Below are 13810 nucleotides of genomic sequence, written 5' to 3'. Positions count from 1 at the left end.
GTACGGTCGGTGTCGCCTCGAAGCCCTAGGCTTGCGCTGTGCGTATCGCGACTTGGAATGTGAACAGTGCCCGGGCCAGGGTCGAACGGATCGGCGCCTGGCTCGACCGGAGCGACGTCGACGTCCTCGCCATCCAGGAGACCAAGGCCAGGGACGATCAGTTCCCCGCCTCCGTCTTCACCGAACGCGGCTACGAGGTCGCCCACCACGGGCTCTCCCAGTGGAACGGCGTCGCGATCGCCTCGCGGGTCGGCCTGGAGGACGTGCGGATCGGCTTCCCCGGACAGCCCGGTTACGGCGACCCCGAGGAGGCCGAGGCCCGGGCCATCGGCGCCACCTGCGGCGGCGTCCAGGTATGGAGCCTGTACGTGCCCAACGGCCGGGAGATCGACCACCCCCACTACGCCTACAAGCTGCGCTGGCTGGAGGCGCTGCGCGAGGCCGGCACGGCCGCCCTGGCCGCCGACCCCGACGCGCAGATCGCCTACGTCGGCGACTTCAACATCGCCCCGCAGAACGACGACGTGTGGGACATGGCCGCGTTCGACGGCCTCACCCACGTCACCGAGCCGGAGCGGGAGGCCTTCCGCGCCCTCGTCAAGGCGGGGTTCGACGAGGTCGTCCGCGACCACGCCCCCGGCCCCGGTGTGTACACCTACTGGGACTACAAGGGGCTGGCCTTCCCCAAGCGCAGGGGCATGCGCATCGACTTCGTGCTGGCCTCGCCGGCCCTGCGCGCCCGGGTGAGCGGCGCGAGCGTCGACCGTGAGGAGCGCAAGGGCAAGGGCGCCTCCGACCACGCCCCCGTCATCGTCGGATTCGACGGTGAGGAAGGGCTGCCCCGCGACAAGAAGGAGGGGGAGGCGTGAGCGCACCCCGCGTCGCCGTCTTCGGCAGCGTCAACATGGACCTGGTCGCCTACGTGGACGTCGCGCCGGCCACCGGCGAGACCGTCACCGGCACCGCCTTCCGGCAGGTGCCCGGTGGCAAGGGCGCCAACCAGGCGGTCGCCGCCGCCCGGGCGGGCGCCGACACGGTGTTCCTCGGCGCGGTGGGCGATGACGCCTTCGGCGTGGAGCTTCGCGAGAACCTGGTGGCCGCCGGCATCGACACCACCGGCCTGCGCACCGTCACCGGCCCCTCCGGGATCGCCCACATCGTCGTGGACGGGCGGGCCGGCAACTCGATCATCGTCGTCCCCGGTGCCAACGGAGAGGTCGTCGGGACCGTGGCCGGGGACCGGGAGCTGATCGGCGGCGCGGACGCGCTCCTGCTCCAGCTGGAGCTGCCGATGGAGGCGGTCGTGGCCGCCGCGCGCGCCGGTCGTGCACTGGGCGTGCCGGTCCATCTGACCCCCGCCCCGGCGCGGGAGCTGCCCGACGAGCTACTGGAGTCGGTGGACGTGCTCATCCCCAACGAGCACGAGGCGGCCGCGATCACCGGTCGGCCCGACCCGCGCGAGGCGATGACGGCGCTCTTGGAACGGGTGCCCGAGGTGCTCATCACCCTGGGCGGGGAGGGTTCCCTCTACGGGACGCGGGACGCCGAGCCCGTGCACACCCCGGCGTTGAAGGTCGAGGCGGTGGACACCACCGCCGCGGGCGACACGTTCTGCGGCTCCTTCGCGGTGGCCCGGGCGGAGGGCGCCGATCCGCGCGAGGCGATGCGCTTCGCCGCGGCGGCGGCCGCGCTGTCGGTCCAGCGGCCCGGCGCGAGTTCGTCCATGGCCTCCCGGGCGGAGGTCGAGGACCTGCTCAGGAGTCATGGCCGATCTGCTTGAGGAAGGGGGCGGGGTCCCGGTCCTGGAGACGGACCTCCAGCACGATGTCGACCTCGTCCCCGACCAGCCGCCCGCCCCAGGGCACCTCACCGCCGTCGCCGACCTTGTGGTCGGACAGACGGATACGGGTGGAGGCGGAGAAGAACTGGCCGTACACGTCGGCGGGGAAGGCGTGGTCGGGGGCCTCGCCCACCCACTGGGCGTCCAGGGCGACGGGTGCGGTCGTGCCGCGCACGGTCAGGTCGCCGTGCAGCCGGAAGGCGTGGTGTCCGCGTCCGCCGGGTTCCACCCCGCTGGAGGTGAAGCGCAGCTCGGGGTGGTTCTCCACGTCCAGGAAATCGGCCGAACGCAGGTGGGCGTCGCGCGCGCCGACACCGGTGTTCACACTCGCGGCGTCCATGACCACCTCGACCTTGGACGCGGTGGGATCCTCGGCGACCAGCACCCGCCCCCTGGCCCGGCCGAACGTGCCCTGCACCCGGCCGAAACGCAGGTAGTGGGCGACGAAGATGAGGCTGGAGTGGAGGGGATCCAGGTGCCATAGGCCCGGAGCGGGGCCGACCGGTGTGGATTCCATGGCGATTTCTCCCTTTTGTCCGAATGGGGTGTTTCGTCGAACACCCTAGGTCCGCCGTTCCGGCCCTACCCGGGGTTCTGGTGCGGTGAGGGGCGAGAGATCCGACTCGTTTCCTCCCGAAAAGCGGAGGAATCCTGGTGTGCAAGGGAATTCGTCCGCTGTGAGAGTTCTCTCGGACGATGACCGGTCCGGGACCATGGGCGCACCGACCGCGACCCTCCCGGCCGACGCACGATCACCCCACCCGACGCACGACGAGGGGCCGGAACGCGCATCCGCGTTCCGGCCCCTCGTCGCGTGCGACGCGCCTACATGTGCTCGGGGGCCTCCACACCCAGCAGGTCCAGACCCTGGACCAGTACCCGCAGCGCCAGCGCGATCAGCGTCAGCCGCGACTCGCGCTCGGCCTCGGTCGCCGCCGACAGCACCGGGCAGTGCTCGTAGAACGCCGTCAGCGACTGGGCCAGCTCGAACAGGTACGTGGACAGGCGGTGCGGCTGGAGCAGGTCGCCCACCTGCGCCACCACGGCGCCGAACTCCAGCAGCTTCAGCGCCAGCGCCCGCTCGGCCTCGTGGCCGATGGCGATGTCCGCCCGCGCCCGCTCCGGGGACAGTCCGCCCTTGCGGAAGATCGACCGGATCCGGGCCTGCGCGTACTGGAGGTAGGGGCCGGTGTTGCCGGTCAGCGCCAGCATGCGGTCGAAGTCGAAGGTGTACTCGGTGTCGTGCGCCACCGACAGGTCCGCGTACTTGACCGCGCCGATGCCCACCTGGCGGGCGATGGCAGCCTGCTCCTCGGCGGGCAGGTCGGGGCGGTTCTCCCGGACCACCGCGGCCGCCCGCTCGATCGCCTCGTCCAGCAGCGCCATGAGACGCACCGGGGCGCCGCTGCGGGTGCGCAGGATCTTGCCGTCGGAGCCCAGCACGTTGCCGATCTGCACGTGCGTGACCTCGACGGAGTCGGGCAGCCAGCCCGCCTTGCGCGCGGCCGCCCACACCATCTTGAAGTGCATCGCCTGCGGGGCGCCCACCACGTACAGGACGCGGTCGGCCTTGAGGTCGTCCACGCGGTGACGGATGGTCGCCAGGTCGGTGGTGGCGTACCCGTAACCGCCGTCGCTCTTGCGGACGATCAGCGGCACCGGCTTGTCCTCGCGGCCGGTGAACCCCTCCAGGAAGGCGCACAGGGCGCCCTCGCTGATCTCGGCGATGCCCTTGGCCTCCAGGTCGTCGCACACCTCGGCGAGCATGGCGTTGTAGGTGCTCTCCCCGGCGAGGTCGTCGTCGGTGAGGGTGACGCCCAGCTTGGCGTACACCTTGTTGAAGTAGACCTTGGACAGTTCCACCAGTCCGCGCCACAGGCGCAGCGTCTCCTCGTCGCCGCCCTGGAGGGCGACCACCCGGCGCCGGGCGCGGGCCGCGAAGCCGTCCTCCTCCGGGCCGGAGGCGTCGAACTTCGTGCGCGCCGCCTGGTAGAAGGCGTTGGGGTCGGTGGTCAGCAGCCCCGCCTCGGGGGAGTCCTCACCGACCTCCAGCAGGTGCTCGATGAGCATGCCGAAGGGGGTGCCCCAGTCACCGATGTGGTTCTGCCGGATGACGTCGTGTCCGAGGAACTCCAGGGTGCGGGCCAGGGAGTCGCCGACCACGGTCGTGCGCAGGTGGCCGACGTGCATCTCCTTGGCCACGTTGGGCGCGGAGTAGTCGATCGGGATGACGAGCCGGTCCTGGGCCGGCACGCCCAGCCGCTCGTCGTCCAGCAGCGCGCGGGTCCGTTCGGAGATCCAGTCGTCGCGCAGGGTCAGGTTGACGAAGCCCGGACCGCTCACCTCGACGGCCGAGCAGACGTCGGAGACGTCGAGGTGTTCCATGATCGCCGCGGACACCTCACGCGGCTTTCGGCCCAGTCGCTTGGCGAGCGCGAGCGCCGCGTTCGCCTGGTAGTCGGCGAACTGGGACGGGCGGATGACGGGGTCGGTGTCGGCGTACTCGGGACCGAAAGCGGCCCCGAGGGCGGACTGGACCCGTCGCGAGAGTACTTCCTGCGGGTCGGCCATGCCCCAAGCGTACCGAGCACGGAGGAGTGCGCTCAGCGGTTCTCCGCGGGCCCCTCCGACTGGGCGAGCCGGTGCAGCCATCCGGTCGGGCGGGTGTGCAGGCGGCGGCGGACGTGCTCGCCGATGTCCCCGGCGGCCAGGTCGTGGGCGAGGCGGCAGGCGTGGGCGATGCCGCGGGCCCGGCTGTCGCCGTGGGCGATGACGACGGTGCCGTTGAGGCCCAGCAGCGCGGCGCCGCCGTAGGTCTCGCTGTCCAGGCTCTCCCGCAGCGCGCGCAGCGCCTTGCGCTGGAGCAGCGCCCCGGCCTTGGCCGCCATGGAGGAGGTCAGGGCGGTGCGGACGGCGTCCATGGCGAACGAGGCGGTCCCCTCGACCGTCTTCAGCGCGACGTTCCCGGTGTGCCCGTCGGTGACGATCACGTCCACCTTGCGGGCGAGCAGGTCGTGGCCCTCGATGTTGCCTCGGTAGTCCATGACCGTGGAGTCCTCGGCCGCCGCCGCCAGGAGCTCGGCGGTCCTGCGGACCAGCTTGTTGCCCTTGCCCGGCTCGGAGCCGATGGTGAGCAGGCCCACACGCGGGCGTTGCACCTTGAAGGCGGTCTGGGCGTAGGCGCATCCCAGATGCGCGAACTGCACCAGCATCTCCGGTTTGGCGTCGGCGTTGGCACCGGAGTCCACCATGATCGTCGGCGTCTCACCGGTGGGCAGGGTGACCGCCAGGGCCGGGCGCAGCACCCCGTGCTGGGTGCGCAGCCGAACGGTGGAGGTGGCCACGATGCCGCCGGTGGAGCCGGCGGAGACCAGGGCGTCGGCGTCTCCGCGCCGGATCAGCCGACAGGCGACGGCGGCGCTGGAACGGGGACGGCGCCAGCTGGCCAGCGCTCCCTCGTGCATGGCCAGGCTGTCCTCCGCGTGGACGACGGGGATGTCGCGCAGGGCGTCGTACCTGGTGAGAAGGCCGGCGATCTGGGTGCGCCGGCCGACGAGCACGACACGCAGACCCAGTTCGCGCACGGCCATGACGGCGCCTTCGACGATGTCCTCGGGCGCGTTGTCGCCGCCCATGGCGTCGACGGCGATGATCGGTGGCGAGGTGCGCCGCGGGGCGACGGACGCGTCCGCGTCGGAGGTGCCGGTCACGTGGCGTCCTTCACGGTGGGGTGGTCGGTGGGCACGCACCGTCTGCGCAGGTCCCCGCGCTGCTGCGGGCACACGCCGACGGGTGCGCGGGTGGTCTGGCAACACCGTACCGGGTCATCGGGCGGGTCCCGTGATTCGGGTTGTTCGTCCATTCATGCGAGGATGCTTGCTATATGTGCAGCTCAGGGCTGCATTTTGCTCTATTCGGGTACAAAGACCCAAGTAGGGGTATATCCGCTCGCTGGCCTGGTCGTGTGTGACGCACCGGGCACGTGTGACAACCGAAGAGCAATTTTCGTTTCCGGAGGTTCCCGGGGTGCCCGCACAACGGAACCCCCGGATCAGCCCTGCCCTGACCACGATCCCCCAGGGCGGTCCTGACCCACATGCATGAGAGGAGAGGCGTGAGCGTTACGCCAGAGGCGGCACTGTCCCCGTCCACCGGACGTCGGTTTCGTGCCTACACGACGAAACACATCGACGAGCTCACAGCGCGAGCCGGTCTCACCGCCGATGAGCGGCTCGCCGTGCAGGCGGTGGCCACCGTCCTGCCCTTCCGGGTCAACGGTTACGTCCTCGACGAACTGATCGACTGGGACGCCGCACCCGACGACCCCATCTACCGGCTGGTCTTCCCGCAGGCCGACATGTTGCCCCAGAGCGACGTGTCCCGGATCGCCGACCTCATCCGGTCCGGAGCCTCCCGCAAGGAGCTCAACGAGGCGGCCAACGCCGTCCGCGCCCGGCTCAACCCGCACCCTGCCGGGCAGATGGACCTCAACGTCCCCAAGGTCGACGAGGAACCGATCCCCGGGATCCAGCACAAGTACAAGGAGACCGTGCTCTTCTTCCCCAAGCAGGGGCAGACCTGTCACGCGTACTGCACGTACTGTTTCCGCTGGGCCCAGTTCGTCGGCGACGCCGACCTGAAGTTCGCCTCCAGCGAGATCGACCAGTTGGTCGAGTACGTGCGCTCGCACCCCGAGATCACCAGCGTGCTCTTCACCGGCGGCGACCCGATGATCATGAGCGAGGGGGTGATCTCCAAGTACATCGAGCCGTTGCTGGAGATCGAGCACCTGGAGGCCATCCGCATCGGTACGAAGGCACTGGCCTACTGGCCGCAGCGCTTCGTCACCGACCCCGACGCCGATGACACGCTCCGGCTGTTCGAGAAGGTCGTGGCCTCGGGCAAGAACCTGGCGTTCATGGCGCACTTCTCCCACCCGAACGAGATGCGGCCGCAGATCGTGCAGGACGCCGTGCGGCGCATCCGCTCCACCGGGGCGATCATCCGCACGCAGGCGCCGTTGATCCGTACGATCAACGACGACCCGGCGACCTGGGAGAGCATGTGGCGCACCCACGTGCGCCACGGCATGGTGCCCTACTACATGTTCGTCGAACGCGACACCGGTCCCCAGGACTACTTCGCGGTGCCGTTGGCGGAGGCCTACGAGATCTTCCGCGGCGCCTACAAGAACGTCTCCGGCCTGGCCCGCACCGTCCGCGGTCCGTCGATGTCGGCGACTCCGGGCAAGGTGTGCGTGGACGGCGTCACCGAGGTCGCCGGCGAGAAGGTGTTCGCGCTCCACTTCATCCAGGCGCGCGACCCCGAGCTGGTGGGCAGGCCCTTCTTCGCCGAGTACGACGAGAAGGCCGCCTGGCTGTTCGACCTCAAGCCGGCGCTGGGCGCCACCCACTTCCCGTGGGAGAAGGCCCCGGTGGGCCTGGGCGGCGGAGTGGACCTCGACCCCACCCGCCTGTAGCGGCGGATCCGGTTCGGCGGAGGAAGCGTCCCACGCCCGCTCAGGGCATCGATCCGTGCTCCCCGCCGTCTCTGGTCCGTGAACGGTGAAACGAGGAGCCCGGCACCCCTTGAAGGGGCGCCGGGCTCCTCGCGCGTCCGCACCGTGGACGGAAGGCGGTCACCGCGCTGCCGGGGTCCGGCGCGGTGGCCATCGGCGCGGACGGCTTTCCGGGATGGTCCGTGTCTCGGGGTCCTCGCCCCTCTCGCCCGTCGCCCGCCGTGGGGCGGGCCCGGGCGCCCGTGGCGTCAGCTCAGGAGGGCGTCGAAGTCACCGGTCTTGGCACCGCGGACGAAGGCCTCCAGCTCGGCGTGCGTGTAGACCAGCACCGGCCCGCGGGGGTCGCGCGAATTGCGCACCGCGAAGTCTCCGTCGGGGAGGGTCGCCACCTCGACGCAGTTCCCATCGGGGTTGCTCCAACTGCTCTTGGTCCACTCGACCTTGGGCAGACGGTCGGCGGGAACGCCGTTGTAGATGGTGTGCATCTCGACCTCCTGGAACTTCGGGGGACGTGTGAGCGGGGGTGTCCACGTACGGTGCCGCCGACACGTCGGGTCGGTCGTGTCGGGTCACCGGGCCAACGGGGGCGGAGGTTGGGGGAGAGATCTCCCCTTTTGCGGTTATCCGTCCTCGGTGCGCGCCCAAAGCGTAGCTTATGCACGTGCATACGTGATTACGTCGGTAATCACGTATGCAAGGGCGATGGGAAGGGAGGCGCATGTCACGGCTAACGCGGGCCCCGGGGAGCGAGGTTCCTCACCGTCCGATCGTTTCCCAGTCGTGGCCGAAGCCGGTCATCGATCCTCGGACCGTGTGCGCACACGGCGAACGCCCGGACGCGGAGCGGTACCGGGCGTTGGGTGAGGGGCCGGGGGATGGTGGGGTGCGGGTGACGGGCGTCAGTCGTCGTAGCGTTCGAGGGCGGAGCGCAGGATCCCCTCGGTGGCGGAGGGCGGCGGCGCCTGGGTGGCCAGGTGGTCCATCGTCTGGGCGTACAGACTGGTGTCCTCGTACTTGTCGAAGTACAGGGAGCTGCTCAGCTGTTCGAGGTAGACCACGTCGGGCAGCTGTGGTGTGGGGAAGCGCAGAATGCTGAACGGCCCCCCGGCCGCCGGGTGCCCGCCCATGGTGAACGTGGCGATCTGGACGGTGATGTTGGGCCGACGGGACATCTCGATGAGATGCTCGATCTGGCCGCGCATCACGGCGGCGTCGCCGTAGGGCCGGTGCAGCACGGCCTCGTCGACGACCGCCCACAGGCGCGGGCCTCCGCCCTCGGTGAATCTGCGTTGTCTGTGCATGCGCATCTGCACGCGACTGTCGATGTCCTCTTCGGAGATCGCCGATCGGGACAGGCGGATGACGGAGCGGGCGTACCCCTCGCTCTGGAGCAGGCCGGGGACGAACTGGACCTCGAAGGTCCTGATGACCGAGGCGGCCTCCTCCAGTCCCACGTAGACACCGAACCAGTGGGGCAGCACATCGCTGTACTGGTGCCACCAGCCCTGCGCGTTGGCGCTGGTGATGAGGCCGAGCAGGGCCTCGCGCTCGCCGGCGTCGTCGACCCCGTACAGCTTGAGCAGGTCCTCGACGTCGCGGTGCTTGAAGCTGACCTGCCCCAGTTCCATGCGACTGATCTTGGCGTGGGAGGCACGGATGGCGTATCCGGCGTCGTGCCGCGAAATGCCCTTCTCCTGGCGCAACTTGCGGAGCTGCGTTCCGAGAAGAATGCGCAGCACGGTCGGGCCACCACTGGAATTGGCCAGGAAATCCCGCGTGACCTGGAAGTTCTCTGCGTGATCGGCGACCACATCGCCTCCCTGTAACGGCTTTGGTGCAAGCGACCGCTCAGTATACCGAGGGGCTTCTCCCGGGAACAGGGGTTCGGGGGTGCGCGCTTCGGTGCCTTCTGTGCCACCTGTTAACCAGGATGCCCGTGTGTGAATTCTTGGATGAGGATCTACCGATAAGGCTTGTTCGTCCTATAGGCTTGCCGGGCGTTGATCTGCACGTGCATAAGTGTCTTACATATGTAAGACACACTATGCCCCGCAGGCAAGGCCGAGCGAACCCGCATCACCACTCGTGAGGACCGTGATGAACGCAGAGCTGGTGTCGTCGGAGCAGGGCTCCGGGACATCCTGGAGCCGTCCCTCCCTGGCGGAGGTCCCCCGTGTCCCGGGCGGGCGGTGGACGGATCCGCTGGGCGGTGTGCCCATCGGCCGTACCGAGCGTGCCTCCGACGCCGTGACCCGCTCCTTCGGATCGGTCCCCGACTCCGTGAGCGAGGCCCGCCGCTTCGCCGACCGGGTCCTCGCGGAGTGGGGTGTGACGGAGGTCGGTGACGACGTGCGGCTCATCCTCTCCGAGCTGGTCGGCAACGCCTGCCGGCACGCGCTCTCCCCCGGCCGCGGTCCCGAGGCGACCCCCGTGGTGGTCCGGCTCGGCCGGACCGACGACCCCCGCGAGGTGGCCTGCCTGGTCGCCGACTCCAGTGACCGCCTCCCGCGCAAGGTGGACGCCCACCACTTCGCCGAATCCGGCCGCGGACTGAGCCTGGTCGCCGCGTTCAGCCGCGAGTGGGGCTGGAACGCCCTGAGCGGTGGCGGGAAGATCGTGTGGGCCGTGTGCGGCGGGCGCGACTGACCCGCCTCCCCCCGGCCCCCCGCCCGCGCTCCGCCGCCCTCGAACACCACCGCCGTCCCCAGCGTCCCCGACGGCTCCTGTGGGGCCGTTCGGGCGAGTAGGCTGTCAAGGCATGTCGGTATTCGACCGATCGCGTCCGACTGGGGAAGTTTTCCGACGCGGGGAACGAGGCGTGGACGTGCCGGACACGGGACGGGACAGGTTCATCTGCGACGGCGCCACCGTCGTCGCACTGGGCGGTGAGCTCGACCTCGCCACCGCCGAGAAGGCGTACGAGGCCATCGCGGCCGTCGCGGTGCGGGGCTGCGTGGTCGTCGACCTGTCCGAGGTGGCCTTCATCGACGCCTCCGGGGTCAACGCCCTCATCAACGCGATGCGCGTCACCACCCGGGAACGCCACCACCTGGCCCTGGCCCGCCCGCCGCGCCAGCTCTCGCGCATCCTCGACGTGCTGGACCTGCACTCCCTGCTGCCCACCCACGCCGACCTGGCCTCCGCCGTCGCCGCCCACGCCGGTACCCGCGCCGCCGCCCACTGACCGGCCGTCCCGACCCGGCGAACGCGGCGGGGCGCGCCCGACCCCGTCGGACGCGCCCCGTTCCCCTGGGAGACGACTACTCCACGGTCACGCTCTTGGCCAGGTTGCGCGGCTGGTCCACGTCGTTGCCCTTGGCCAGGGCCAGCTCACAGGCGAACACCTGCATCGGCACCGTCGCCACGATCGGCTGGAGCAGGGTCGGCACCGCGGGGATCTCGATGATGACGTCCGAGTACGGGCGCACCGACTCGTCGCCCTCCTCGGCGATGACGATGGTGCGGGCGCCGCGGGCGCGCACCTCCTGGATGTTCGACACGATCTTGTCGTGCAGCACGCTGCGCCCCTGCGGCGAGGGGACCACCACGACGACCGGAAGACCCTCCTCGATCAACGCGATCGGCCCGTGCTTGAGCTCGCCGGCCGCGAACGCCTCGGCGTGCATGTAGGCCAGTTCCTTGAGCTTGAGCGCGCCCTCCATCGCCACCGGGTAGCCGACGTGGCGGCCCAGGAACAGGACGGTGTCGGCGTCGGCCAGCGACCGGGCCAGCTCGCGCACCGGCTCGATCGTGTTCAGCACCTTCTCCACCTGCTCGGGCATGGTGGCGAGCTGGGCGATGACGGCGTCGATCTCGTCGCCGAACTTCAACCCCCGCACCTGGGCCAGGTACAGGCCGATGAGGTAGCAGGCGATCAACTGGGTGATGAAGGTCTTGGTGGCGGCCACCCCGACCTCCGGACCGGCGTGGGTGTACAGCACGCCGTCGGACTCGCGCGGGATGGTGGACCCGTTGACGTTGCAGATCGCCAGCACCTTGGCGCGCTGCTCGCGGGCGTAGCGGACCGCCATGAGGGTGTCCATGCTCTCGCCCGACTGGGAGATGGCGATGACCAGGGTCTGCCGGTCCAGGATCGGGTCCCGGTAGCGGAACTCGCTGGCCACCTCGACCTCGCACGGGATACGGCACCAGTGCTCGATGGCGTACTTGGCGATCAGACCCGCGTGATAGGAGGTGCCGCAGGCGATGATGACGATCTTCTCGACCGAGCGCAGCTCCGCCGGGGACAGGCGCATCTCGTCGAGGGTCAGATCGCCCTCCACCGACAGCCGGCCCAGCAGGGTGTCGGCGATGGCGCGCGGCTGCTCGACGATCTCCTTGAGCATGAAGTAGTCGAAGCCGTCCTTCTCGGCGGCGGAGGCGTCCCAGTCGACGTGGTACTCGTTGACCTCGACCTCGTGGCCGTCGTAGTCGGTCACCCGGACCGAGTCCGGGCGCAGCTCCACGACCTGGTCCTGACCCAGTTCGACCGCCTCGCGAGTGTGCGCGATGAACGCGGCCACATCGCTGGCCAGGAAGTTCTCCCCCTCGCCGCGGCCGACGACCAGCGGAGAGTTGCGACGGGCGGCCACCACGAGGTCCGGGTCGTCCACGGAGACGGCCACCAGCGTGAAGGCGCCCTCCAGCCGCCTGCACACCGAGCGCATGGCGGCGGCCAGGTCCTTGTCGCCGCGCTTGACCAGCTCGACGTTCAACAGGTGGGCCGCCACCTCGGTGTCGGTCTCGGAGAGGAACTTGCGGCCCTCTTCTTCGAGTTCCAACCGCAGGGCGGCGAAGTTCTCGATGATGCCGTTGTGAACGATCGCCACCCGACCGTCGTTGTCCACGTGGGGGTGGGCGTTGACGTCATTGGGGGCGCCGTGGGTGGCCCAGCGGGTGTGCCCGATCCCGGCCCCCTCGCCGGAGATCGGATGCTCCTCCAGCGCTCGACGCAGGTTCGCGAGCTTGCCCGCCCGCTTCTGCGTGTGCAGGGCGCCCTCACCCAGCACCGCGACACCCGCGGAGTCATATCCGCGGTACTCCAACCTCGCGAGTCCGTCCACGACGACCTGGAGCGCCGGTTGAGGCCCGACGTAGCCAACGATTCCGCACATGGCCGCCAGCGTAGGCGAAAAAGGACGCCGAATCGACCAACCACTGCTTGATACCAATGCTTGTTTTCGCAGGTAACGGTATAGACCATTTGGTGTACCACGGGTAGACCGCGCAGGTGGGGGGCGTGTCGGGGGTCCGAGTGGAACCGATTCCACCCGTCCGCACCCGGCCAAAAAAATATTGTCCGACCCCTGCGTGAACGTGTGCTTTCGACCACGTTCCGTTCTCGGTTCGGGCTTACCCGGGGCCGGCCGCTCGGAGCGGGGTAGGGGCTCGTCTAGGGTGGTCATTCGTGTCTCACGCGACGAAGAACGGCTTCTCGACGCCGTACGTGGAACTGGACCGGGGGGCCTGGGCGGCCTTGCGGGCCTCCACACCGCTGTCCTTGACCGAGGCCGAACTCGCCCGGCTCCGAGGTACCACCGACCCCACGTCCCTGGAGGACGTGCGGGACATCTACCTGCCGCTGTCCCGGCTGCTCAACCTCTACGTCGCCGCCACCCAGCAGCGGCACGCCGCCGTGCGCGGCTTCCTGGGGGAGAGCGACCGCCCCTCGCCGTTCATCATCGGCGTCGCCGGCAGCGTCGCGGTCGGCAAGTCCACCACCGCGCGGCTCCTGCGCTCCCTGCTCGCCCAGTGGCCCAACCACCCCGACGTCGAACTGGTCAGCACGGACAACTTCCTCCACCCCAACGCGGTGCTGGAGACACGCGGCCTCATGCGCCGCAAGGGCTTCCCCGAGAGCTACGACCGGCGCTCCCTGGTCCGCTTCGTCTCCGAGATGAAGGCCGGCGCGGACCGCATCGACATCCCCGTCTACTCACACCTGTCCTACGACGTCGTCCCCGGCGAGCGACAGACCGTGCACCGCCCCGACATCCTCATCGTCGAGGGCATCAACGTCCTTCAGCCCGCCACCGCCGGCCGACTGGCCGTCTCCGACTTCTTCGACTTCTCGATCTACGTCGACGCCAAGGTCGACAACATCCGCAACTGGTACCTGGACCGGTTCCGGGAACTGCGGCGCACCGCCTTCTCCGACCCGCGCTCCTACTTCCACCACATGGCCACCACCCTGCGCGAGGAGGAGGCCCTGGAGTTCGCGGCCAACACCTGGCGCACCATCAACGAGATCAACCTCGTCGAGAACATCCGACCCAGCCGGGGGCGGGCCACCCTCGTCCTCTACAAGGGCGACGACCACCGGGTCAGCCGGGTCCGACTGCGCAAGACCTGAGACGTTCGACGCGCCGGGCGTCGCGCGAAGGACCGGCCGCGCCGCGGGCGTCCGCCGAGCGCGGCGACGAGCGTGAACGCGTCCGTCGGTCATGCCCTAA

At 69.9% G+C, this 13810-nt stretch carries 13 protein-coding genes; 6 read left to right on the top strand and 7 right to left on the bottom strand.

Going from position 1 to position 13810, the window contains the following annotated elements:
- The first annotated feature begins 38 nt into the window (after positions 1-38).
- Together PWG71_RS04970 and rbsK are read left to right on the top strand one after the other, a co-directional pair.
- Positions 39-869: an exodeoxyribonuclease III gene (locus PWG71_RS04970; protein ID WP_274808311.1), complete on the top strand. Its 831-nt coding sequence runs from the start codon at positions 39-41 to the stop codon at positions 867-869.
- Complete coding sequence (rbsK, locus tag PWG71_RS04965) at positions 866-1780, top strand: ribokinase (protein ID WP_274808310.1); 915 nt, start codon at positions 866-868, stop codon at positions 1778-1780. The genes PWG71_RS04970 and rbsK overlap by 4 nt, the downstream gene beginning before the upstream one ends.
- Here the strand turns inward: rbsK and PWG71_RS04960 are convergent.
- The 4 genes from PWG71_RS04960 to PWG71_RS04945 form a co-directional block, all read right to left on the bottom strand.
- Positions 1755-2357: a YceI family protein gene (locus PWG71_RS04960; protein ID WP_274808309.1), complete on the bottom strand. Its 603-nt coding sequence runs from the start codon at positions 2355-2357 to the stop codon at positions 1755-1757. The two genes, rbsK and PWG71_RS04960, sit on opposite strands and share 26 nt — an antisense overlap.
- A 308-nt stretch (positions 2358-2665) precedes the next feature.
- Complete coding sequence (gene argS / locus PWG71_RS04955; protein ID WP_274808308.1) at positions 2666-4411, bottom strand: arginine--tRNA ligase; 1746 nt, start codon at positions 4409-4411, stop codon at positions 2666-2668.
- A gap of 32 nt (positions 4412-4443) precedes the next feature.
- Entirely contained in the window at positions 4444-5550 is a 1107-nt protein-coding gene (gene plsX, locus PWG71_RS04950; protein ID WP_274808307.1) for a phosphate acyltransferase PlsX, read from the bottom strand.
- Positions 5547-5702: a hypothetical protein gene (locus PWG71_RS04945; protein WP_274808306.1), complete on the bottom strand. Its 156-nt coding sequence runs from the start codon at positions 5700-5702 to the stop codon at positions 5547-5549. The genes plsX and PWG71_RS04945 overlap by 4 nt, the downstream gene beginning before the upstream one ends.
- Positions 5703-5954: 252 nt before the next feature.
- On the opposite strand from PWG71_RS04945, the gene PWG71_RS04940 reads away from it, so the two are divergent.
- Entirely contained in the window at positions 5955-7319 is a 1365-nt protein-coding gene (locus tag PWG71_RS04940; RefSeq protein ID WP_274808305.1) for a KamA family radical SAM protein, read from the top strand.
- A 287-nt stretch (positions 7320-7606) separates the two neighbouring features.
- Here PWG71_RS04940 and PWG71_RS04935 read toward each other — a convergent pair whose 3' ends face one another.
- Positions 7607-7843 (bottom strand): DUF397 domain-containing protein, encoded by a 237-nt coding sequence (locus tag PWG71_RS04935; protein ID WP_274808304.1) that lies wholly within the window; start codon positions 7841-7843, stop codon positions 7607-7609.
- 414 nt (positions 7844-8257) lie between these two features.
- The gene (locus PWG71_RS04930; protein WP_274808303.1) at positions 8258-9169 is read right to left on the bottom strand and encodes a helix-turn-helix domain-containing protein; all 912 of its coding nucleotides are present in this window, start codon (positions 9167-9169) and stop codon (positions 8258-8260) included.
- A 286-nt stretch (positions 9170-9455) separates the two neighbouring features.
- Here PWG71_RS04930 and PWG71_RS04925 point away from each other — a divergent pair, with 286 nt between their 5' ends.
- Positions 9456-10004 (top strand): ATP-binding protein, encoded by a 549-nt coding sequence (locus PWG71_RS04925; RefSeq protein WP_274808302.1) that lies wholly within the window; start codon positions 9456-9458, stop codon positions 10002-10004.
- A 172-nt stretch (positions 10005-10176) separates the two neighbouring features.
- Complete coding sequence (locus PWG71_RS04920) at positions 10177-10542, top strand: STAS domain-containing protein (RefSeq protein WP_274808301.1); 366 nt, start codon at positions 10177-10179, stop codon at positions 10540-10542.
- Between the two features lie 76 nt (positions 10543-10618).
- Here PWG71_RS04920 and glmS read toward each other — a convergent pair whose 3' ends face one another.
- The gene (glmS, locus tag PWG71_RS04915) at positions 10619-12472 is read right to left on the bottom strand and encodes a glutamine--fructose-6-phosphate transaminase (isomerizing) (RefSeq protein WP_274808300.1); all 1854 of its coding nucleotides are present in this window, start codon (positions 12470-12472) and stop codon (positions 10619-10621) included.
- A gap of 332 nt (positions 12473-12804) precedes the next feature.
- Between glmS and coaA the strand changes: the two genes are divergently transcribed.
- Positions 12805-13710 carry a type I pantothenate kinase gene (gene coaA, locus PWG71_RS04910; protein WP_274808482.1) on the top strand — a complete coding sequence of 302 codons (906 nt, stop codon included), beginning with the start codon at positions 12805-12807 and terminating at the stop codon, positions 13708-13710.
- Positions 13711-13810 lie beyond the last annotated feature (100 nt).

The organism is Nocardiopsis sp. N85, from assembly GCF_028882275.1.
Lineage (GTDB): Bacteria > Actinomycetota > Actinomycetes > Streptosporangiales > Streptosporangiaceae > Nocardiopsis > Nocardiopsis lambiniae.
The sequence above is the reverse complement of the archived record's forward strand: the minus strand, read 5'-3'. Positions and strand labels throughout refer to the sequence as shown.

Coding starts and splice junctions, on each gene's coding strand:
- PWG71_RS04960 (WP_274808309.1), bottom strand. CDS start 2,357: ATGGAATCCACACCGGTCGGCCCCGCTCCGGGCCTATGGCACCTGGAT.
- argS (WP_274808308.1), bottom strand. CDS start 4,411: ATGGCCGACCCGCAGGAAGTACTCTCGCGACGGGTCCAGTCCGCCCTC.
- PWG71_RS04945 (WP_274808306.1), bottom strand. CDS start 5,702: ATGGACGAACAACCCGAATCACGGGACCCGCCCGATGACCCGGTACGG.
- PWG71_RS04935 (WP_274808304.1), bottom strand. CDS start 7,843: ATGCACACCATCTACAACGGCGTTCCCGCCGACCGTCTGCCCAAGGTC.
- PWG71_RS04925 (WP_274808302.1), top strand. CDS start 9,456: ATGAACGCAGAGCTGGTGTCGTCGGAGCAGGGCTCCGGGACATCCTGG.
- glmS (WP_274808300.1), bottom strand. CDS start 12,472: ATGTGCGGAATCGTTGGCTACGTCGGGCCTCAACCGGCGCTCCAGGTC.